This is a genomic window from Kitasatospora purpeofusca, from assembly GCF_000718025.1.
Classification (GTDB): Bacteria; Actinomycetota; Actinomycetes; order Streptomycetales; family Streptomycetaceae; genus Kitasatospora; species Kitasatospora purpeofusca.
In genome coordinates this window covers 65311-85506 of sequence record NZ_JODS01000016.1, presented here as the reverse complement: position 1 = coordinate 85506, position 20196 = coordinate 65311, and the positions used below count along the sequence as shown (strand labels likewise).

At 74.9% G+C, this 20196-nt stretch carries 17 protein-coding genes; 4 read left to right on the top strand and 13 right to left on the bottom strand.

Going from position 1 to position 20196, the window contains the following annotated elements; genetic code table 11:
* Positions 1 to 48 precede the first annotated feature (48 nt).
* Positions 49 to 906: an alpha/beta hydrolase gene (locus IF01_RS0122655; RefSeq protein ID WP_030395332.1), complete on the top strand. Its 858-nt coding sequence runs from the start codon at positions 49 to 51 to the stop codon at positions 904 to 906.
* Between the two features lie 140 nt (positions 907 to 1046).
* Here IF01_RS0122655 and IF01_RS0122650 read toward each other — a convergent pair whose 3' ends face one another.
* Positions 1047 to 1457, bottom strand: coding sequence for a winged helix-turn-helix transcriptional regulator (locus tag IF01_RS0122650; protein WP_030395331.1), 411 nt, complete (start codon positions 1455 to 1457; stop codon positions 1047 to 1049).
* Between the two features lie 89 nt (positions 1458 to 1546).
* Between IF01_RS0122650 and IF01_RS0122645 the strand changes: the two genes are divergently transcribed.
* Entirely contained in the window at positions 1547 to 2299 is a 753-nt protein-coding gene (locus tag IF01_RS0122645; RefSeq protein WP_030395330.1) for an SDR family NAD(P)-dependent oxidoreductase, read from the top strand.
* A gap of 86 nt (positions 2300 to 2385) precedes the next feature.
* On the opposite strand, the gene IF01_RS0122640 is transcribed toward IF01_RS0122645, so the two are convergent.
* The 7 genes from IF01_RS0122640 to IF01_RS0122610 form a co-directional block, all read right to left on the bottom strand.
* Entirely contained in the window at positions 2386 to 3333 is a 948-nt protein-coding gene (locus tag IF01_RS0122640) for a hypothetical protein (RefSeq protein WP_030395329.1), read from the bottom strand.
* The gene (locus tag IF01_RS0122635) at positions 3330 to 3695 is read right to left on the bottom strand and encodes a PadR family transcriptional regulator (RefSeq protein ID WP_030395328.1); all 366 of its coding nucleotides are present in this window, start codon (positions 3693 to 3695) and stop codon (positions 3330 to 3332) included. Before IF01_RS0122635 ends, IF01_RS0122640 begins: the two co-directional genes overlap by 4 nt.
* 203 nt (positions 3696 to 3898) lie before the next feature.
* Positions 3899 to 4639: an NUDIX domain-containing protein gene (locus IF01_RS44200; protein WP_051755957.1), complete on the bottom strand. Its 741-nt coding sequence runs from the start codon at positions 4637 to 4639 to the stop codon at positions 3899 to 3901.
* Positions 4640 to 4818: 179 nt separating this feature from the next.
* Complete coding sequence (locus tag IF01_RS0122625; protein ID WP_030395326.1) at positions 4819 to 5043, bottom strand: hypothetical protein; 225 nt, start codon at positions 5041 to 5043, stop codon at positions 4819 to 4821.
* A gap of 109 nt (positions 5044 to 5152) precedes the next feature.
* Complete coding sequence (locus IF01_RS0122620) at positions 5153 to 5581, bottom strand: hypothetical protein (protein ID WP_030395325.1); 429 nt, start codon at positions 5579 to 5581, stop codon at positions 5153 to 5155.
* A 256-nt stretch (positions 5582 to 5837) separates the two neighbouring features.
* Positions 5838 to 7145: a tetratricopeptide repeat protein gene (locus IF01_RS0122615; RefSeq protein WP_030395324.1), complete on the bottom strand. Its 1308-nt coding sequence runs from the start codon at positions 7143 to 7145 to the stop codon at positions 5838 to 5840.
* Positions 7142 to 8593, bottom strand: a complete 1452-nt coding sequence (locus tag IF01_RS0122610) for a DUF4331 domain-containing protein (RefSeq protein WP_030395323.1) — start codon at positions 8591 to 8593, stop codon at positions 7142 to 7144. Before IF01_RS0122610 ends, IF01_RS0122615 begins: the two co-directional genes overlap by 4 nt.
* Positions 8594 to 8945: 352 nt before the next feature.
* On the opposite strand from IF01_RS0122610, the gene IF01_RS0122605 reads away from it, so the two are divergent.
* Positions 8946 to 9590 carry a hypothetical protein gene (locus tag IF01_RS0122605; protein ID WP_030395322.1) on the top strand — a complete coding sequence of 215 codons (645 nt, stop codon included), beginning with the start codon at positions 8946 to 8948 and terminating at the stop codon, positions 9588 to 9590.
* Positions 9591 to 10086: 496 nt separating this feature from the next.
* On the top strand, positions 10087 to 12408 hold the full coding sequence (locus IF01_RS0122600; RefSeq protein WP_051755954.1) for an ATP-binding protein: 2322 nt from the start codon (positions 10087 to 10089) through the stop codon (positions 12406 to 12408).
* A gap of 92 nt (positions 12409 to 12500) precedes the next feature.
* Here the strand turns inward: IF01_RS0122600 and IF01_RS0122595 are convergent, their stop codons facing one another.
* From IF01_RS0122595 to IF01_RS0122575, 5 genes are all read right to left on the bottom strand, one after another.
* Positions 12501 to 13499 (bottom strand): helix-turn-helix domain-containing protein, encoded by a 999-nt coding sequence (locus IF01_RS0122595; RefSeq protein ID WP_051755951.1) that lies wholly within the window; start codon positions 13497 to 13499, stop codon positions 12501 to 12503.
* A gap of 394 nt (positions 13500 to 13893) precedes the next feature.
* A complete protein-coding gene (locus IF01_RS0122590) occupies positions 13894 to 14874 on the bottom strand; it encodes an alpha/beta hydrolase (RefSeq protein WP_030395319.1) in 981 nt (326 codons plus the stop codon).
* Positions 14875 to 15109: 235 nt separating this feature from the next.
* Positions 15110 to 16075: an AraC-like ligand-binding domain-containing protein gene (locus IF01_RS0122585; RefSeq protein WP_030395318.1), complete on the bottom strand. Its 966-nt coding sequence runs from the start codon at positions 16073 to 16075 to the stop codon at positions 15110 to 15112.
* 210 nt (positions 16076 to 16285) lie between these two features.
* Positions 16286 to 19012, bottom strand: coding sequence for a helix-turn-helix transcriptional regulator (locus IF01_RS0122580; RefSeq protein ID WP_030395317.1), 2727 nt, complete (start codon positions 19010 to 19012; stop codon positions 16286 to 16288).
* Between the two features lie 349 nt (positions 19013 to 19361).
* A complete protein-coding gene (locus tag IF01_RS0122575) occupies positions 19362 to 20183 on the bottom strand; it encodes an alpha/beta fold hydrolase (protein ID WP_030395316.1) in 822 nt (273 codons plus the stop codon).
* Between the last annotated feature and the right edge of the window lie 13 nt (positions 20184 to 20196).

Below are 20196 nucleotides of genomic sequence, written 5' to 3'. Positions count from 1 at the left end.
TACCTATCGTTCTGTGGTCACCAATGGTAATCAGCAGCAGGAGCCACCGTGCCCGTCAGCACCACACCCCGACTGCACCGCATCGCGACGAACGGCATCCGACTCAACGTCGCGATCGCCGGGGACGGACCCGCCGTTCTGCTGCTGCACGGCTTCCCGCACACCTGGCAGGTCTGGAGCAGCATCATCGGTCCACTGGCCGGACGGCACCGGGTCATCGCCCCGGACCTGCGGGGCCTCGGCGCCAGTGAGCGTGCCGTCGACGGTTACGACGCGGGCACCCTGGCCGCCGACGCCGAGGGGCTGCTCGACGCGCTCGGCGAGTCCTCGGCAGCGGTGGTCGGCATCGACGCGGGCACCGCGCCCGCCGTCCTGCTCGCGCTGCGCCGACCCGGCCTCGTACGGCGCCTGGTCGTGATGGAGGCACTGCTCGGCCGCCTGCCGGGAGCCGAACACGTCGTCGCGGGCGGCGCCCCGTGGTGGTTCGGCTTCCACAGCGTTCCCGACCTCGCCGAGACCGTCCTGGCCGGCAACGAGGCGCCGTACATCGACTGGTTCCTCGACTCGGGGACGCTCGGGCGCGGAGTACCCGACGACATCCGCGCGGCCTTCGTCCACGCCTACACCGGAAGCGAGGCCCTTCGCTGCGCGTTCTCCCACTACCGGGCCCTGCCCACCAGCGCGCAGCAGCTCCAGGACGCCGTCGCGACGACCCGGCTGACCGTGCCCACGATGGCCGTCGGCTCCCACCCCGTCGGCACCGGGCTCGAACGCCAACTCCGGCCCATCGCCGACGACCTGGTCGGGCACCGGCTCCAGGACTGCGGCCACATCATCCCACTCGACCGCCCCGACGCACTGCTCGCGCTCCTGGCCCCCTTCCTGTCCGCCGACCTGCCGAAGTGATCGGAGCGGGGCCGAAGAAGCACGGTCGGCGGTTCGGGCGTCCGTCCCGGCGGTGAGTTTCCCTGGACCGCCGGATCCGGCCGTGCGGGCCGGGGTTCGGCAACTCTCACGAAGACCGACCGGCCCGTAGGAGCGGCCCGTTACTCGCCCAGCGGCGCCTGCTGGCGGTCGTAGTGCTCCTGCGCGGCGAGGAGTTCCTCTCCATGTCGGCCGAACCACTGGATGAGTTCGGTCAGCGGGCCGGCCAGGCTGACGCCGAGTTCGGTCAGGCTGTAGGTGACCTGGGGCGGGTTGGTGGGCGTGACGTCGCGGTGGACGAGGCCGGCCCGGGCCAGGGTCTTGAGGTTCTGCGACAGCATCTTCTGGCTGATGCCGCCGACTCGTTGGTGCAGCTGCGCGAAGCGGTGCGGGCCGGCGATGAGGGCCGAGACGATCAGGGTCGCCCAGCGGCTGGTCGTCCGGTCCATGATCGGTCTGAGTGCGCACTTCTGGTCGAAGGTGTCGTGGGCCAGGAGCCGGGCGGCCGTCGCGGCCTGCTGGGTTTCGATCACGGTACGAGCTTACAAAAAAGTACGTACTTCCCAGTAGTAATCAGCTTTCCTACGGTGACTTCGCAGGTACCGACGTTGGAGGAGTCACTGTGAGCACGAGCAGCAAGGCACGTACGGCGATCGTCACGGGCGCGTCGAAGGGCATCGGGGCGGGGATCGCCAAGGCGCTGGCCGGGGCGGGCGCGGCCGTCGTGGTGAACTACCGGGAGGACGAGGAGGGGGCCGAGCGGGTCGTCGCGGCAATCACCGCGGAGGGCGGCCGGGCGTTGGCGGTCCGGGCGGACGTGGCCAGCGGTGACGACGTGCGCCGCCTGTTCGACCGTGCGCGCGAGGAGCTCGGACCGGTCGACGTGCTCGTGAACAACGCGGGGGTGGCCACCTTCGCGCCGCTGTCGGGCATCACCGAGGAGGAGTTCCAGCGCCAGATGAGCACGAACCTGCTGGGGACGATCCTCACCACGCAGGCCCTGGCCGCGCAGGACGACATCGGCTCCGCGTCGGTCGTCAACGTCTCCACGGCGGGCACGCTCACCCACCCGGTGTACGCCTCGCTGTATGTCGCGTCCAAGAGCGCTGTCAACGCGTTCACCGTCGTCGCGGCCAAGGAGCTGGGCCCGCGCGGCATCCGGGTCAACGCGATCATGCCCGGACCGTCGGACACCGAGGGCACCAGGGCGATGGGATTCCCCGGCTCGGCGCAGGAGGCGCAGGCGGTCGCCGGCACCCCGCTGGGCCGTACGGGCACCCCGGCCGACTACGGCCCCTTGGTGGCGTTCCTGGCTTCCGACGACGCGCGCTGGATCACCGGGGACGTCATCCTCGCTTCCGGCGGGATGCGCTGACACCCCCTCCGTCCGGCCGCGGTCCGACCAATGGTGCTGGTCACAGCCCTGAAGGAGGGCTGTGACCAGCACTTCGGACAGCAGATCTAGGCCAACGGGCGGCCGGACTCCCCCGGTCGGTCCGGCCGGGTCCGACGGCGCGCGAGGCCGACGGCGGTGGTGGCGGCCAGGAGGGCGAGGACCAGGCCGACGTTGCGGAGCAGACCGAGCGCTTCGGTCGGGGTGCCGCGATGGAGGGGCGGGGCGATCGTGAGTGCCCAGGGCAGGACGGCGAGTGCGATGCCGCCGGTGTGCAGGGAGTCGGTGTCCGGCCCGGTGGGGCGCAGGAGGTGGACGAGACCCAGCACGAGGGCGGGCCAGACCGGGGAGAAGTCGAGCATGACCTGTTGAAGGGGTGGGAAGACGAGGTGGGCGTAGTCCTCGGGCCGGGTGACGAGCCACAGGACGGTGAGGCCGCTCAGCGGCAGCGCGACGGCGGCGGCGGAACCGACCGCCCAGGAGCGGGACCGCCGGGAGAGGTCGACGGCGTCGGGCGGTGCGATCAGCACCAGGACGGCCGTGACGGCCCAGAGACCGGGCTCGGGATGCGGGGTGAACGCGGCCACCGCAACGGCCACCAGGAGCAGGGCCCGGGCCGGGGTCCAGCGACCGAGGGCGAGACACAGCAGGGCGAGAACCCAGGGAGCGCTCTGCGCGGCGGCCACCGCCCAGTGCGCGTCGGGACCGGCGACAAGGGCGCCGAACAGCAGGTGGAGCAGGCTCAGGGCGGCGCCGCCGGCCAGCAGGAACGGCGCGGCACCGGCGAGGATCCTGCCGGCCGGATCGCTGGAGCTGAGCCGGGTCCGCAGCCGCACGGCGTGTGCGGCGAGGGCGGCCCATTCGCGCAGAGCGGTGCGGGGGCCGGCGTGCTGGACGGCGTCGGCGAGGACGGCGTTGATCTCCTCGCCGTGCGCGGCGCGGTACTCGGCCGGGTAGAGGCTGTCGAGGGGAAGGCGTCGCAGCAGGGCGGGCAGAGAGGTGTGCCGGTCGGTCATGCCGTCCCCCAGTTCGTGCGCAGCGTGGGCCGGGGGCGCGGGGCGCCGAGGGCGAGCCGGCGTTCGGCCTCCGCCACGCCGGCGCGCAGCCGTTGTGTCTCCTCGGTCAGTGTGAGGCGGCCCTGTTCGGTCAGCTCGAAGTTGCGGCGCAGCCGGCCGGCCACGACCTCCTCGTGGGCGATCCGGATCAGGCCCTGCTGGAGCAGGCGGTCCAGGGCCGTGTAGAGGGTACCGGTGAGCATCCTGGTGCGGCCTTCGGTGATCGCCAGGACTTCCTGGAGGATCGCGTAGCCGTGCCGGGGCTCGTCGGCCAGTGCGGTGAGTACGAGCCTTGCCGGCTCCTGCAGTTGACGGTCTGCCATACGGGAACCATAGATCATTGATTTAGATATGTCGATGGATTAGCTATGCTCGGGCGGACGGTGCCTCGGTGCGCGTCCCGGCGTGGGTCCCGGGGTACGGCGGAGGACCGCACACCGGGACGGGGTCACCCGCCGATCACATGGGCGGCGATCACCCTCGGGGTCGGTGCCTCGGCCAGCTCGGCGATCCGGACCGGGACGCTTCATTCCGTCCGGTGATCGGCTCGCTCGAACTCGGCGCGGTCGCCACCCGACGAGTCCCGTTCGGCCTCGACGAGGTAGTCCGACAGGAACGTGGCCGCGTCCGGCGTCGTCGCGCGCAGTGCGACCATGCCGGCCACGATCGCCTCGCACAGCCTGACCTGAAGCTCCCCCGCACGTCCGGGATCCGCCTCGACGGCCGCCAGCGCACTTGCCTGGGCACCGACTTCCGCCAGCAGGCGGAGCCGGTTCTCCACCGCGGACTCGCCGGAGGCGGCGCAGCGGGCGGCCAGTCGCGCGTGGATGCGGTCGATCTGCGCCCACACCCGGGGCTTCCCGACCCGGAGGTGGCCCTCCAACTGCCGGACGTAGTCCTTGAGATCCGGCGGTACCCTCATGCCCTGCACCTCGGGGATCGGCACCAGGCGCAGTTCCTGGCCCTCGCCGAGCACGAGCCGGGCGGGGTCGACGTCGACGATCGCGTGGAAGTAGCGGATGGTGCCGGTGTCCCCCTCCGCGCGGACGGGGTCGAAGGGCAGCAGGGCTTCGACGTCCAGACCGGTCTCCTCGCGGAGTTCCCTGCGGGCGGTCTCGTACGGGGTCTCCCCGGTCTCAGCGTGGCCGCCGGGCACGACCCAGTGGGCCGGCCAGCGGATGTCCGGCAGGTCGTCCCTCAGCTGGAGCAGGATCTCGCCCCCGGGAGTGGTGATCATCGCGTCCGCGCTGGTGAAGTCGGCACTCATCGCTCAGGGAGTCCTCTCCGTCACGGGGGTTCCTCGGCCCGCCTCGACCGGCCGCGTGCGGCCGGTCCTCACGGTCGATACCCCGCGAACGGCCGCCGAGACCTGCGAGCAGGCTGCCGCGCCGGCGTGTCGGGGTCGGTCGGGCCGAGGGAGTCCGGCCCGACCGACCCCGGGGGTGTTCAGGTGGACAGGCCGGGGAGCAGGGGCGCGGCTGGGGGTAGGGCCCCGGGCTGGGCGGCGGGCTCGACGGCGGGTCCGGCGGCCGGTTCCTGGAGCGGGTGCGGGGCCGGCTGCGGTTCGGCGGGGTGGGCGGTGGTGGCCGGGTCGGACGGAGCGGACTCGGTGGTCCGGGTGGCCTCGGCGCGCACCATGGCGCCGATGGCGGAGAAGACGTCGAAGGGCATGGTGGATCTCCTGCGGTACGGCATGGACAAGGGGTCGCAGGAAGCCGGGCCGGGCCTTGCACGGCCGGGGTGGGTGGTGCGTGGGCCCGAGGTTGCCCGGCGGGACCTCTCAGCAGCGGAGGACGACACCTCGTGCGCCGGTGGCCTCGGCCCCGGTCCATCCGGAGTACGGGGGCCAGGGTGCGGCCGGTCCGGCGGGACCGTGCACGGTGTACGCCTCGGTGGGCGGCAGTGGTGGCTGACCGCAGCCCGTCGCGCAGGCCGGGCCCGCGCGGTGGGCGCAGGCGTGGAGCGGGACGGTTCCGTGGCTTCGGCGACGCTCGGCGGGTTCCGGGCACTCGTCGGTGCCCGGCGCGGCCAGCGGCAGCGGTTCCGCTCCCCCGGCGGGGGTCTCCTGGGCGGTGACGCAGTGCGCGCCGGCCGCCCACGGCCGGGCCTCGGCGGCGTCCGCCCCGCCCAGCAGGACCAGCGCCGCGCCCAGCAGCGCCGTCACGGCGCACCGCAGCACGGACTGCCAGTGCCGGGGCGCACACCGCATACGACGAACCTTCCCGAGGAGTGGGCCCCAGTCAACCGCTCCGGCCGGTCCCGGAGCACGTCCGGCTCACCCGCCGGTGGCGCGGTTTCACCCGTCCGGACGGATACGGCTCCGAGCCGGCGCCGAGCACGGACGGCTGCGGCGTAGCTCGGTCGCGGTGCGGCCCAGGCTCTCGGAGACCGACGACGCGCCGGCGCCGAACTCCATCGGGCCCGCCCCGTGTCGTACGCGTCAGCGAGCCCTTGGCATCGAGCCTCTAGTGGTGTGGAGCCGCTCCAGTGCGGTCGGCCCGCAGAAGTTCCCGTGCGTGCGCGGCATACCGGGGCGAGAAGTACGGGTTGCGACTCAGCGCCTCGTTGAGCAGCTCGGCCGCGCCAGGAAGTCCGAGGGCCTGCTCGATCACGCCGCGGCGGTATGCGCCGAGTGCCCCGGCGCCGCCCGGCGTGGCCGCGAACCGGGCATGCGGCAGCGCCTCCTCGTCCCGCCCCGCACGGTGCAGGGCCCAGGCCAGCTCCTCCGCCACCAGCGGGCTCTGCCGCCGCTGCCACTCCTCGGTCAGCAGCCGGACCGCCTCGGCCGGTTCGCCGTGGTCGGCCAGGTAGCGGGCCAGCTGGAGGTCGACCGGCCCGGTCGCGAGCCGGACCTCGGCGCCCAGCGTGGCGAACTGCGCTTCGGCGTCGCCCCGGTGGCCCGTGGCGAGCAGCAACTCGGCGTACTCCAGCAGGAACTGCGGTTGCGGCATCCGGGCTACCAGGTCCGCGTACCGGCCCAGCGCCTCGTCGGTCCGGCCGAGCGCGGCGGCGGACCGGGCCAGCCCGAAGGCCGCGAAGTGGTCGTCGGGCTGCGTCGCGAGCGCCTGCCGGTAGTACTGCTCGGCCGCCTCCGGCCGGCCCTGCTCCCAGTTCAGATCGCCCAGCCGGTGCGCGCTGAAAGCCCGTTCGCCCGGAGTGACCGCCAGCTCGAGGGCCCGCTCCAGCGCCATCACCGCCTCCGCCGTCCGTCCGTGCGTCTCCAGGTCGTACGAGGCCCGGGTGTAGGCGGCCGTGGTGGGAGCCAGGTCCAGCAGACGCTGGGTGGCGGCGGTGGCGGCGGTCAGGTGGCCGAGCTGGAGCTCCGCGTCGGCCAGCACCGCGTATCCGGCGGCCCGGTCGGGGGCCATCGTGGTCGCCCGCTGTCCGAACCCCCGTGCGGTGTCGAACTCGTGACGGGCGTTGGCGAGCATGCCGGAGCCGACCAGTGCCTCGTGGTTGCGCTCGGGGCGCAGGACGAGGGAGCGGGTCAGTGCGCGGTCGGCCTCGTCCAGCAGCCCGCCGTCCAGAGTGGACCTGGCCCGGTCCACCGCGGCGATGCCCAGCTCGGCCCAGGCGGTGGCGTCCGTCGGCCGCTGCCCGGCAACCTGCCGGGCAGCGGCGAGCGGGTCGGCCGACGGCGGCGGGAGCAGCACCGCGACGCCGGCCGGGCGCCGGACCGGACCGCTCGACCCGACGGCCAGCAGTCCGGCCGCGCAGACCAGCACCAGAAGTCCGCGGCCGATCGCTCCGGCCGGCTCCGGGAGACGGATCACGGGCCCGCGTGCGGCAGGTTGACGTACGGGAAGGTGTCGGAGGCCGGCTTGGGCTGCCAGTCGAAGGAGGGCGGCGGAAGCAGGTGCGCCGCCGAGCGCTCGGAGGGCTCGCCCTCGAGCATCCGCAGCAGCGGTACGTCGATCTCGTCGTTCAGCCGCCGCCCGTTGGGGTAGCCCTGGAGGTCCCGCTCCAGCACGCCGTACGGATGGGGGGCGGAGCTCACCGGGGTGGTGAGGTTGAGCCGCAGTTGGTCGGCCCAGCGCAGGGCGGCCGGGTCGGCGTCCGCGTTCATCGCCTGGGTGTTCAGGTCGATGCCGAAGCGCGATCCGTTGTCCTTGCCGAAGCCGCTGAGGAACAGCGCCCGGATGTCGGTGCGCGGTCCGGCCGGGGCGGCGAATCCCTGGGCCGCCTCGATCCGGCGCGGCGGTGCGGGGTCGAGCCCCGCGGCAAGGAACTCCTCGTCCTGCGCGTCGAGGTCGGCCGGACGGGCGTTGAACCGGTCCTCCGGCCCGCCCGGCCTGGAGAGCCCGGCGAAGGTGCCCCAGAGCGCGAACACGATGTGCGGGTTGCCCAGCCGGGCGACCTGCCGAAAGCTCGCCGCCTGGGTCCGGAGGTCCTTGGAGAGGTCGGCACTCTCACGGGAGACGGTGGCCCAGACGCCGGCCACCGGATTGCGCTCCGGGTCGCCGTTCAGGGCGAGTTCGCGCTTGGGAAGCTGAAGCACGAGGGCACTGACATTGAGCGCCGAGAGCGGTCCGGCGGCGGGCAGTGCGCCGGGCACCGGTCCGACGGTGCCGGCCGTGAAGAGCCCGAACACCCGGCTGTCGGCGACGAACGGCTCGGCGATCTGGCCCGCCAGGGTCCGGCCGCCGCCCGGCAGAGTGAGGGTGGCCTCGCTGCGCAGCGCCCCGTAGTCGGGCATCAGGGCCAGGCCGGTGTGGGTGGGCGCGGCGGTGCCGTCGGAGATCAGCGTCTCGGTCCGGCCGTCCCTGATGCGCTCCAGGGTGTAGCGCTGCTTGAACAGCAGCGTGCTGTCCTGGAGCGAGCGCACGGGGCCGATCGCGACCGGTCCGGTGCCGAACGGCCGCCGGTCCTCGTTCCGGAAGGTCCACCGATAGGTGGTGTCCGGCCGTCCGGTGCCCCGGCCGTCGACGTGCAGCTCGTACCTGGCCCGGGTGGCGAAGGGGTAGTTCAGCGGACCGGAGCCCGGGAGCTGGCCGGGCTGGACATCGACCACGAGGGTCACCCGGTCGTGGTCGTCCGGGCTGGTGAAGGCGTACACGTCGGTGAGGTTCGTCTGCCCGTCGGCCAGCACGGCGGGCGAGTCGAAGTGCCCGCCGGCCTGACTGCGGCCGAGCAGCGGGCCGCCCAGCGAGGCGGCGGTCAGGAGGGTGACGGTACTGCCGAGAAAGGCTCGGCGACTCGGGCGGTGGGCACCGGCGGACATCGCGGCTCCAGAAATCGCGGGATGGCCTGCCCAAGTACCTTCGGGAGAAGAGGCATTGGACAGCGAGAGGTGGCCCGCTGCGCGCACGGCCAGGGCAACCCTAGGCCCGAGTGGATCTTCTCGTGCCCGACATCCGCCGACTCCGGCGGGCGAGTCGTGCAGTTCCCCCGTCCGGCCCAACTTCTGCCGGGGGCAGTGTCTTCGGGAGTGATGCGTGCACGGATCGCCGCTGCCGACCGCTAGCCTTCGAGCACTTCCACTGATCGGCGCCGACCGGTTCCCCGGCTCGGCCCGCTCGGCCTCTACTCCGGCGTTCTCCGCCGCCCGCCCAGCCCCTCCTTGGAGTTCCACCGTGCGTATCCTCCGCAAACTCGCCATCGCCGCCACCACCCTCGCGCTGGCCGCCCCGATCGCCCTCGCGCCGTCCGCGCAGGCCGTCGCGCCGACCTTCCGGGCGGCCCAGCGGGATCCCGGGCTCTACATCTCGCCCTGGGGCAGCGCCAGCGTCCGGGTCAGCGAGACCACCAAGTCATGGCTGGACGCCAACGGCATCAAGCTGGGCGCGATCGCACCGTTCACCCTGGACGCGGACGGCTACGGATTCGACATGCCGATCGGCTCCGCCGCCGGTGACCACCTGGACGACAAGGGCCGGATCTACTACCCGGGCGGCATGACGCTCACCCAGGAGAGCAGCGGCACCGTCGTCGAGCTGCAGGCCACCTGGATCCGGTTGATGCCCCAGCCCGGCTACTCGGCCGGGGTCAAGGCGAACGCCGAGGAGGTCAGCAAGGAGACGCTGATCGCCTACACCACCCCGGCCGAGGTACTCGCCAACGGCCGGCCCACCCTCACCGGTTTCACCCTGGACAAGGTGCCGTTCCATGTCACGGAGGACGCCGCCGCACTGACCGCGAAGTTCTTCGGCAACGCCCTCGAGACCGACTCGACGTTCGGCACCCTCACGCCCCGCTTCGACTACGTTCCCACCAAGTAGTAGTCCTTTGCGCGGCGCTGTGCGGGCCGGCCAGGGACGGTGATCGGCGGTTCGGCGCCGGTACCGCCTCGGATGCCCGGTCTCCCCAGGTGAGGAGTCGGAGGGGTTCGCGGCGGAGGTCCTCGCCCCGCCGCGAAGCTCCGACCGGCAGGACGAGGACGTCGGCTGCCGGCGCGGACTACTCCTCCGGACGGGTGGAGCGTTTCGACGGGGCCGGCGGCGTGTGCGTCGCCGGCCCCGTGCCGGTCCCGGCGGATCGCCCGCCGCCTGGTCGACGCCGCCGCCGTCGCCCAGCGGCTCACCGGACGCCTCGGCGCCACCATCACCCTCCGGGGCCACGGCCCCGAAGGCGGCGCCCACTTCACCGTAACCCGCCCCGGCGACAACTGATCGCCGGCCGACGGGCCCGACTCACGTGCGAACGGCCGAAAGACCAGGTCTTCGCAGGTCAGGGCCACTATCCGGTATGATGGCCCCTCACCAATCGGGGGGTCGAATGAGCCAGCCCGAGCCGTCGGCTCTGGGACCGCTGCTGCGCGCGCACCGCCACGACGCCGGGTTGACCCTGGAGGAGCTGGCGGAGGAGTCGGGCGTGAGCGCCCGCGCCATCGGCGACATGGAGCGCGGCCACAGCCGCGGTCCCCAGGCCCGCACCGTCCAGGCCCTCGCCGTCGCCCTGGGGCTCACCCGGGCCGCCACCGAGGAACTGGCGGGCGCCGCCCGCGCGGGCCGGCGGCGCCAGCAGACCGCCGCCGCACCCGGACTCTGCGACCTGCCGCCCGCGGTACCCGACTTCACCGGCCGCGAGACCGAGACCGCCTGGCTCGGGCGGAGCGTCACCGGCCGGACGGGCCCACCGGTCTCGATCGTCTCCGGCGCGCCCGGTCTGGGCAAGACCGCCCTGGTGGTGCACGCCGGGGCGCAGCTGGGCGGCCGGTTCGCGGACGGCTGCTTCTTCGTCGACCTGCGCGGTCTGGACGCCGAACCCGTCGTGCCGCACGACGCCCTGGCGCGCCTGCTGCGGGCTCTGGGCGTGCGCGAACGCGACCTGCCGGCCGAGACGGACGAGCGCCGGGTGCTCTACCGGCGCCTGATGCGGGAACGGGAGGCCCTCGTCGTCCTCGACAACGCCGCCCACGAGGAGCAGGTCCGCGCCCTGTTGCCCGGCCCGGGGTCGAGCAGGCTCTGGGTGACCAGCCGCCGCACGCTCGCCGGGATCGAGCACGCGCGGCGGCTCGTCCTGGCGCCGCTGCCCGTCGGCGCCGCCACCGCGCTCCTCGGCGCGATCCTCGCGCAACGCGAGGAAGAGGAGGAGGCGGCAGCCGGTACGGACGGCTCCGACCCGGCGGTGCTCACGCGGATCGCCGAGCTGTGCGGACACCTGCCGCTGGCACTGCGCATCGCGGGCAACCGGCTGCTGAGCCGGCCCGCGTGGAGCGCGCGCGGCTTCGCCGAGCGACTCGGGGACGAGGATCTGCGCCTCCAGCGCCTGACCGCGGGGGACCTGCGCATCCGCTCGGCGTTCCGGCTCTCCTACGAACAGCTCGCCGAGCCGGTGCGACGCCTCTTCCGCCGGCTGGCGCTCGTCCCGGGGCCGGACTTCGGCCCGGGGGCGGGCGCCGCCCTCACCGGCCTGGGCCCGGACCTCGTCGAGGAGATGCTCGACGAGCTCCTCGACCTGGGCCTGCTCGGCCACACCGCCACCGACCGGTTGCTGTTCCACGACCTATTGCGGCTCTACGCCCGCGAGCGGTTCCAGGAGGAGGAGAGCTCCCAGGAGCGCGCCGCCGCCGAGGCCGCGCTGCACCGTTGGCTGCTCGACACGGCGGCGGCCGCCGGCCAGTGGTTCCAGCCCGGCCCCTCGCCATCCGGCGCGGCGGCGTCCGCCCCGGCAACGACCGACGGGGCGACGTCGGCCGGCGGGTTCGGCTCGGCGCGGGCCGCGCAGGCCTGGCTGGAGGCCGAGAGCGCCAACTGGCTGGCCGCGCTGCGCTCCGCGGCCGCGGCCGGCCGCCATGCCGAGGTGGTGCGGACCGCGGAGTCCATGCACTGGTTCTCCGACCGCTGGACCCACTGGGGCCACTGGCCCACGGTCTTCGGGCTGTCCCGGACGGCAGCCCACGCGCTGGGCGACGACGTCCTGGCGGCGACCCACGCCAACTACCTGGCCTGGGCGGTGCACTACTGCTCTCACCAACCCCGCGAGTCGTCGGCGATCGCGGAGCAGGCGGCCGAGCTCGCCCGCCGGGCCGGGGATGTCACCCAGGAGGCGTGGGCGCACTTCTACGCGGCGGCCGCCGCCGTCCGGCTGGGCGAGCCGGACGAGGCGGTCCGCCGGGCCCGGCGGGCGGCGGAGCTGTTCGCGACGGCGGGCGACCGCGAGGGCCACCCGCAGGCGCTGCTGGCCCTGGCCTCCGCCCAGGCCCGCACGGGCAGCCACGGGGACGCGGTGGCCACCACCGACGCCATCCTCGACCTGCTCGCCGACCCGGCCACCGCGCCCGCCGCGCACATCGGCGACTTCACCCGGACGAACGCGCTCGCCCAGAAGGGACGGGCGCTGCTGGCGCTCGGCCGGCCGCGGGAAGCCGAGCACACCTACGCCGACGCACGCCGGACGGGCGCCCGGGTCGGGGTGCCGCTGCTCCAGGCCATCGCCGGGCTCGGCCAGGCGCGGGCCCTGGCGGAGCTCGGGGAACCGGAGCGCGCCGTCGGGGCCGCGCGGGAGGCCCGGGCGTTCGCCGAGACCGCCGGGGACCCGGCCCGGCTGGCCGAGGCGACCGCCCTGCTGACCGAGCTGGCGGCGGCCGGGGACTGACCCGACCGGCTCGGCCCGAACGGAACCCGGCGGTCGGCCCGGCCCGAACAGCACCTTCCGGGCGGTCCCGCAGCACCGCGGCCGGCGCCGGGTCAGGCCACCGTCCCGGGCCGGGTCGCACCGATCGGCCCGACCGGGCCCGGCACGGCGGGCCAGGTGTCCGGCTCCCGGGAGCCTGCCTGCCATTCGCTCGGAGTGACTCCGTAGGCGGCCCGGAACACCCGGCTGAAGTGGCTGGTGCTCACGAACCCCCAGCGCTTGGCGACACCCGCCACCGTGGCCGGCCGGGCCGACGGCCGGGCCAGCTCGCGCCGGCACATCTCCAGGCGCCGACGCTGGATCCAGCGGCCCACGGTGACACCCTCGTACTGGTAGAGCTTGTGGAGGTAGCGCACCGAGAAGTGATGGGCGGCCGCGATCCCCTCCGGGGTGAGAGCGGGGTCGCCGAGCCGCCGCAGGATGTACTCCTTCGTCCTGGCGATCGTGGCGCGCACCTCCTCGGGCACCGGTCGGGCCGCCCGCCGCCGGTGTTCGTGGGCGAGGACGGTGAGCAGGTCCTGGGCCGTGGTGACGAGCCGGGCGGTCAGCTGCGGGTCCAGCGAGACCACCGGCCGGGCCAGCCGCCCCAGATAGGCGGCCACCAGCGCGGCCGTCCCGGTGTCCGTCCCGAAGGCCCTCCCGGACAGCTCCAGCAGATCGTCCTCGGTCAGCCCGGCGGCGGCCTCCCGGGGCCAGTGGAAGGCCGTGCCGGAGAAGTCCTCCGACACCTCCAGGACCACCGGGCGGCCGGCCCGGGCGACCGCGAACGCGCCCGGCCGCAGCGACAGCCGGCTGCCGTCGAGGAGCATGGCGGCCGTGCCCCGGTGGGGCAGCACCAGGGTGACGTGTTCCTCCCGGCCGCACAGCACGACGTTGCGGCCGAGCGCGGCCGGCCCTGGTCCGGCCACGATCGTGGAGATCTGCAGCGGGCCGAGCCGGTGACCGGCGACGCTCGCGACATGGGGGACGGCCCGGGGTGAGGTCGGCTGCCGCGCGGCCGACGGGGCGGGCGCCGCGCCGGGTGACGGTGGGGCGAGGGTGAGGACAGGCATCGGTGCTCCTGCGGTGGCCGCCGGGTGGTGCCCGGGAGGGCCGCGTTCTGACATGGGGTGAGGGTCGGGCGCGGGGCAGCACCGGCCAGGTGCCCGGGCCGTCGCCCCGGCCTGCCGGCGAGCCGCTCAGGCCCGCCCACTCATCCCACCGTGCCGGGCTGCGCGTGACCAGGAAGAACAACAGGAGGAACTTCGGGAGGAACCCCGGGAGGAACTGCGCCTCCGCCGCCGTTGCGGGCGCGTCGGCCCCACGGCTGTCGAGCAGGGAAGGCGGCCGGTCCGGTGTCGGCCTCTTCGGCGGACGCGAAGGTCCCGCCGTTGGGCGCACCCGGGAGGACACGCGTGCCCGTCGCCCGCCGGGTGGCCGAGGCCGGCGGGCGAGCGGCTGCGCCCGCTACCAGGGGTGGCGGTGCAGGGCGAGGTGCAGGGTGTCCACGGCCTGGACGAGGGCGGCGCGGGCCGAGGCCGTGCGGCAGTGGGAGTCGAGCAGCACGAAGCCGTGCACGACGCCCTGGTAGCGGGTGGACACGACCGGTACTCCGGCCGACCGCAGCCGGGCCGCGTAGGCCTCGCCCTCGTCCCGCAGGACGTCCGCCTCCGCGGTGATCACCAAGGCCGGTGGCAGGCCGGTGAGTTCGTCCGGGCGGGCGCGCAGCGGCGCGGCGGCGGGCTGCGTGCGGTCGGCCGGGTCGGGCAGGTAGGCGTCCCAGTAGCGGCGCATGTCCGCCCGGTGCAGGAAGTAGCCCTCGGCGAAGTCACGGTAGGACGGGGTGTCGAAGTCCGCGTCGGTGACCGGGCAGAGCAGTACCTGGTGGAGCAGCCGGGCTCCGCCGCGCCGGCGCAGGAGCAGGGTCAGGGCCGCGACCAGGTTGGCGCCCGCCGAGTCCCCGGCCGCGGCGATGCGGCTCCCGTCGAGCCCGATCTCGTGCCCGTGCTCGGCGATCCAGCACGCCACGGCGTAGCACTGCTCGACGGCGACCGGGAACCGGGCGGCGGGCGGCCGTCCGTAGTCGACGAAGACCACGGCGGCGTCGGCACCCACGGCGAACTCGCGCAGCAGGTGGCGGTAGCTGTCGGCGTCGCCCAGCACCCAGCCGAGGCCGTGCAGGAAGAGGACGACCGGGGTCGGCCGGGCAGCGTCGACCGGCCGGATCACCTGGATCCGGACGTGACCGGCCGGAGTCGGCAGCGCCAGCCAGCCGGCGACCGTGTCCTGGTGAGCGTCCGACGGGTGCGGTCCGGCCAGGAAGGAGAGATCCAGGGGCGCGCTCTCCCCGCTCGCCGCGTCCGGGCGGCGGGCGCGGGTGGCGAGGAACTCCCCGAGGCCGCCGTCCAGGACCGGGCCCCGGCTGTCGGAGGTGGTGCTGTCGGACACGGGTGCGCTCCTGGCGTAGTGGCCGGTCGGGCCGGAATCCGCTCGTCTCCTGCGGCGGGCGGTGACCGCGGCGCTCCCGGGCACGGCCACGGGCCGGGGGTACCGTGACCGTGCCCGGGGGCCGAAGCGCCTGGGCGCTCCTCGCCACGCTAGGCAGCGGCCGCCGCGGAACAGTGCCGAGAGGGAACCGGAATCGGCCCCACCGCGCACGGCCGTCCCGGCTCGCTCGCCGCCGTCAGGCCTCGTCGGCGCGCCGTGCCCGCCACTCGCGCGGGGACGTGCCGTACGCGGCCCGGAAGGCCCGGCTGAAGTGCGCGGGGTTGACGAACCCCCAGCGCTGGGCGACCGCCGAGACCGTCGGCGCGGTGCGGCCCCGCCGGCCGAGCTCCCGGGCGCACTCCTCCAGTCGGCGACGCTGGATCAGCCGGCCCACCGTCACCCCCTCGCCCTCGAAGAGCCGGTGCAGGTACCGCACCGAGATGCGGTGGGCGTCGGCGATGCTCTGCGGGGTCAGCCCGGGGTCGCCGAGACGGCGGTCGACATGGGCACGGACCGCCCGGACGAGGTGGGCGTTCGCGTCGTCCGGGGCGGCGGTCGGCCGGCCGGCCAGTTCGGCGACGAGGGTGACGACGAGATCGGCGACGCTGCCGGCCAGCAGGTCACCGACGGCCGGCGGGTAGCTGGGCGCGGCGTCGGCGAGGGTGTCGAGGAACGGGAGCAGCACGGCCCCGAGGCTCTCCTGCGAGGTGACGGCGTACCCGGTCACCCGACGGATCTCGGCCTCCGGCACACCGAGCAGCCGGTGCGGCAGGTGGAACACGTGGGAGCGGAAGCGCTGCGGGTAGTCCACGGAGTAGGGCCGCGCGAGGTCGTACAGCACGAGGTCGCCGGCCGCCATCTCGGCCCTGCGGCCGTCCTGGGTCAGCACGGCACGACCGGACACCTGGACGCCCACCGCCACCTGGGCCTCCGCCTCGGGTGCGCGCGCGATCAGGCCCGGTGTCCGGGAGAGCCGCGTCGCGTCCGCCTCCAGTGTGGAGACCCGCAGGCAGCCCAGCCGGTGCGAGTCCAGCCGGCCGTCGAACGGGCCGTCGGCGAGCGGCACCACCTCCACCGGCGCCAGGGCGGACGACACCGCCCGACCCCAGTGCACCGCCTTCTCCGCGTCCGGCACCGCAGCTGTCGTGACCCGCAGGTTCACCGGGCAGCCCCTTTCTCTCGACATGCGCGGCCGAAGCCCCGCACGACCAGCCTGCTCCGGGGAGTGCGGGGTCGCCTAGGTCATCTGACTGTCGCTCCGCCGGGTGCGGGGGGCCGTGCGCCGTGAGGCACGACGGAGTGCACCAGGAGCACAGTGGGCGGCGCCGGGCCGGAGGCGGCAGCGGGCGGGCACGCGTCCGGCCCCTCGGCGTCAGTGGCCCTCCAGGGCGCGGGTGAGTGCCGCCCGCGAGGCGATGCCGAGCTTGGGGAAGACCTTGTACAGGTGCGCCGCGACGGTGCGGTGCGAGAGCCCGAGCCGGTGGCCGATCTCCTTGTTGCTCAGGCCCGACGCGGCGAGCCGGGCGATGCGCAGCTCCTGGCCGGTCAGCGCCTCGGTCGCCCGGTGCGGCTCCGGGGCGAGCGGGCCGCCGGCGGCGCGCAGCTCCTCCTCGCAGCGCAGCGCCCACGGCTCCGCCTGGAGCCGCCGGAAGGCCCGGTGCGCCGCGCGGAGCATTTCGCGGGTCTCGGCCCGGTGGCGTCGGCGCAGCCACGAGCCGTGGGCCAGCCGCAGCCGGGCGAGTTCGAAGACCCACTGCTCGGCGCCCGGTGTCCGGTACGCGGCGCGGTAGGCGTCGTCGGCCGTGTCGTCCTCGGCCGTCAGGGCGGCCGCCGCGGCGAACAGGAAGGCGTGGTGGCCGGAGATCTCCCCGGGCCGTTCGGCCGACCCCGCGGCGACGAGGGCGCGGACCTCGCCGCGCCGACCGGTGTGCGCCGCGGCCTCGGCCAGGTCGAAGGCCAGCTGGTGGAACCAGGGCAGGCCGCCGGGCAGTCGCCCGGCCGGGGTCAGCCCGGTGAAGTGTGTGTACGCCTCCTCGTAGCGCCCGTGCGCCAGAGCGGCCAGGCCCTCCAGATGGGTCAGCCGGTCCAGCACGGACCTCATCCCGGCGCGGGCCGCCACCGGCCGGATCAGCCCCGCCGCGGCCGCCAGCCCCGCCTCGTCGCCGCGGCCGGCGAGGAAGTGCGCGTGGTAGTGCCGGAACAGCAGCGCGTTGCAGTGGTAGCCGAGTTCCTCCGCCGCCTCGGCCTCGCGCAGGCAGACGGCCGCGCGGTCCCAGCGGCCGCGCAGGAAGTCCTGGTAGCACTTGGCCTTCGCGACCGAGCCCTGGGTGGCGTAGCCGTGCAGGCCGGTGAAGCGCCGCCACAGGTCCCCGTCGGCCACGTCGACCGCCGAGGCGGTCCAGAGCAGCAGCCAGGCCGCGCCCGCCTCCTGTGCCTCGCTCATCCGGTCGACCACCGCGCCCAGCTCCCGGGCCACCCCGCGGGCGGTTCGGGCCGGGTCGAGCCAGGCCCGGTGGCAGAGCCGGCCGGGCTCGGAGACGTGAGCACGGTGGCGGTCCAGTGCCTGCCAGGCCCTCGGGTCACCGGTGTGGGTCGCGGTGAGCAGCAGTTTGAAGAAGACCTGCTCGGCCAGCCCGTCGAAGGGCTCGGCGCCGGGGGCGGTCAGCTTGTCCAGGGCCGCGGGCAGCAGCGCGGCCGCCGACTCGAAGTCGATCCGGTGGCTCTGGTCGACGTAGACCACCGCGTAGGCGAACAGCGGGGCGATGTCCGGCGGCACCGGCCGGCTCTTCAGCTCCTCCACCAGGGCCGCGGTGTAGCGCAGTTGCCCGCCGCGGGCCGCCATCACGGCCGCCCAGGTGAGCCGCCGGGCGCGCTCGTCCGCGTCGGCGCTGAGTGCGGCGGCGCGGTCGAGCAGCAGTGCCCCTTCCGCGTCGCCGCCCCGGCGGGCCAGCCGGCTGCCGGCCTCCTGGAGGCGGCGGGCCAGGTCCGCGTCCGGGAACAGCGCCGCCGACGCCTCGTGGACCAGTCGCTGCGGGTCCTCCGGCGCCAGGCAGTCGGCGAGCGCGCGGTGGGCCTCGCGCCGGGCGGCCGGCGAGGCCGCCGAGATCACCGCCGTACGCACCAGCGGGTGACGGAAGACCAGCCGCCCGGCCGCGTCCAGCCGGGCCAGGCCACTGGCCTCGACCTGCTCCAGGGCCTCCCGCGCGTCCGCTCCGGCGACGGCCCGCAGCCAGACCCCGCCCGAGGAGTCCGGCCCGGCGGCCAGGGCCGCCAGCAGCAGCAGTCGCCCGGCCGCCGGGGTCACCGCGGCGAGCCGCCCGGCGAACATCCGCTCCAACCGGCGTCCCAGCGGCAGGCGGTCCGGCAGCGGGACAACACCCCGCTGCTGCTCCGCGGCCAGCTGGCGCGGCAGCTCGACCAGCGCCAGCGGGTTGCCGGCCGCCTCCCGCAGGACCCGCCGGGCGGCGGTCTCCGCCAGCTGCGGGTGGTTCCGGTGCAGCAGCAGGGCGGCGTCCGGCTCGGAGAGCGCCCGTACCTCGATGGGCTCGGCCGACCACGACTGGGCCACCGGGCCACCGGGCCGGCTCGCGCCGACGATCACCAGCGGCAGTTCGGCGCAGCGCCGGCGCACGAACGCGAACACCGTGGCGCTGGAGGAGTCGATCCAGTGCAGGTCGTCCAGCAGCAGCAGGAGCGGCCCGCCCTGCGACAGCTCGGCCAGCAGGGCCAGCGCGGCGGCGCCGACGGCGAACCCGCTCGGCGCCGCGCCGGCCTGGATGCCCAGGGCGCTTTCGAGTGCCTCCCGCTGATGGGCCGAGAGCGTGCGGGAGTCGCTCAACGGGGCCCAGAGTGCCTGGTGCAGCGCCCCGAACGCGAAGTCGGTCTCCGCCTCGGCGCCGACCGCCCGCAGGACGGTGAACCCGCGCTCACGCGCCTCGCGGGCCGTCCGCTCCAGCAGTGTGCTCTTGCCGACGCCGGGTTCGCCCCGCACCAGCACGGCCGAACCGCCCGCGCCGTCGGCCGCCCCGGCGAGTGCCGCGTCCAGCAGGTCCGTCTCCCGCCGGCGACCGATCAGGTGCGGGTCGCACCTCTCCCACACCGTCGCTCCCCCGGGGCCGGCGGCCGCCCGGAGGGGGTCCGCAGATCGTTCTGCCCACGCTGGCGCGCGGCAGCCGGCAGGCCGGGTCGCCCGACGGCGACCCGTCGCCGGGCAGGGTCAAGGCTAACCGCCTGTCAGCCGTGCGCGTGCCCGGGGCGGAGACGCCCACGGGCCCCTCGGCTGCGCGTCGGCGCAGGTGAGGGGCCCGTGGGGCGGGCGGTTCCGCAGTGGTGCGTGGACGATGCACCGGTGGAACCGCCAGGCCGGATCGTCCGGACTCGGGTCGGGAGCGGCAGGTCGCGACCCGCGCGGGTTCGGGTCGGGAGCGGGAGGTCGCGACCGGCGCGGGTCAGGCGCCGACGAACTCCAGCAGGTCCTTGGTGAACGCGGCCTCGTAGGCGCCGACCAGGCCGTGCGGGGCACCCGGGTAGACCTTGAGCACGCCCTGGGAGAGCAGCTTCACGGCCTTCTCGGCGGAAGCGGCGATCGGGACGATCTGGTCGTCGTCACCGTGGGCGACCAGGACCGGGATGTCGATCTTCTGGAGGTCCTCGGTGAAGTCGGTCTCCGAGAACGCCTCGATGCAGTCCAGGGCACCCTTGAGGCCGGCCTGCATGCCCTGGAGCCAGAACTCGCGGCGCTTGCCCTCGGAGACCTCGGCGCCGGGCCGGTCGAAGCCGAAGAAGGCCTCGCTGAGGTCGTAGTAGAACTGCGACCGGTCGGCGGCGACGCCGGCCCGGATGTCGTCGAAGGCCTCGATCGGGGTGCCCTCCGGGTTCGCCCCGGTCCGCAGCATCAGCGGCGGCACGGCGCCCAGCAGCACGGCCTTGCGCACCCGGTCGCTGCCGTGGCGGCCGAGGTAGCGGGCCACCTCGCCGCCACCGGTGGAGTGGCCGACCAGGACGGCGTCCGTGAGGTCGAGCTGCTCCAGCAGCTCGGCCAGGTCGTCCGCGTACTGGTCCATGTGGTTGCCGTCCCAGGTCTGCTCGGAGCGGCCGTGCCCGCGCCGGTCGTGGGCGACGACCCGGTAGCCGGCCTCGGCGACGGCGACGGCGAGGCTGTCCCACGCGTCGGCGTTCAGCGGCCAACCGTGCGAGAGGACGACCGGACGACCGGTGCCCCAGTCCTTGAAGAACTTCTGCGAACCGTCGGAGAGCGTGATGTAGGGCATGGTGTGCCTTTCG

Bases quoted from the DNA above. Each gene is read 5' to 3' on its own strand.
- IF01_RS0122620 (WP_030395325.1), bottom strand. From the start codon at position 5,581: ATGCGGTGTGCGCCCCGGCACTGGCAGTCCGTGCTGCGGTGCGCCGTG.
- IF01_RS0122600 (WP_051755954.1), top strand. From the start codon at position 10,087: ATGAGCCAGCCCGAGCCGTCGGCTCTGGGACCGCTGCTGCGCGCGCAC.
- IF01_RS0122610 (WP_030395323.1), bottom strand. From the start codon at position 8,593: ATGTCCGCCGGTGCCCACCGCCCGAGTCGCCGAGCCTTTCTCGGCAGT.
- IF01_RS44200 (WP_051755957.1), bottom strand. From the start codon at position 4,639: ATGAGTGCCGACTTCACCAGCGCGGACGCGATGATCACCACTCCCGGG.
- IF01_RS0122575 (WP_030395316.1), bottom strand. From the start codon at position 20,183: ATGCCCTACATCACGCTCTCCGACGGTTCGCAGAAGTTCTTCAAGGAC.
- IF01_RS0122635 (WP_030395328.1), bottom strand. From the start codon at position 3,695: ATGGCAGACCGTCAACTGCAGGAGCCGGCAAGGCTCGTACTCACCGCA.
- IF01_RS0122640 (WP_030395329.1), bottom strand. From the start codon at position 3,333: ATGACCGACCGGCACACCTCTCTGCCCGCCCTGCTGCGACGCCTTCCC.
- IF01_RS0122595 (WP_051755951.1), bottom strand. From the start codon at position 13,499: ATGCCTGTCCTCACCCTCGCCCCACCGTCACCCGGCGCGGCGCCCGCC.
- IF01_RS0122625 (WP_030395326.1), bottom strand. From the start codon at position 5,043: ATGCCCTTCGACGTCTTCTCCGCCATCGGCGCCATGGTGCGCGCCGAG.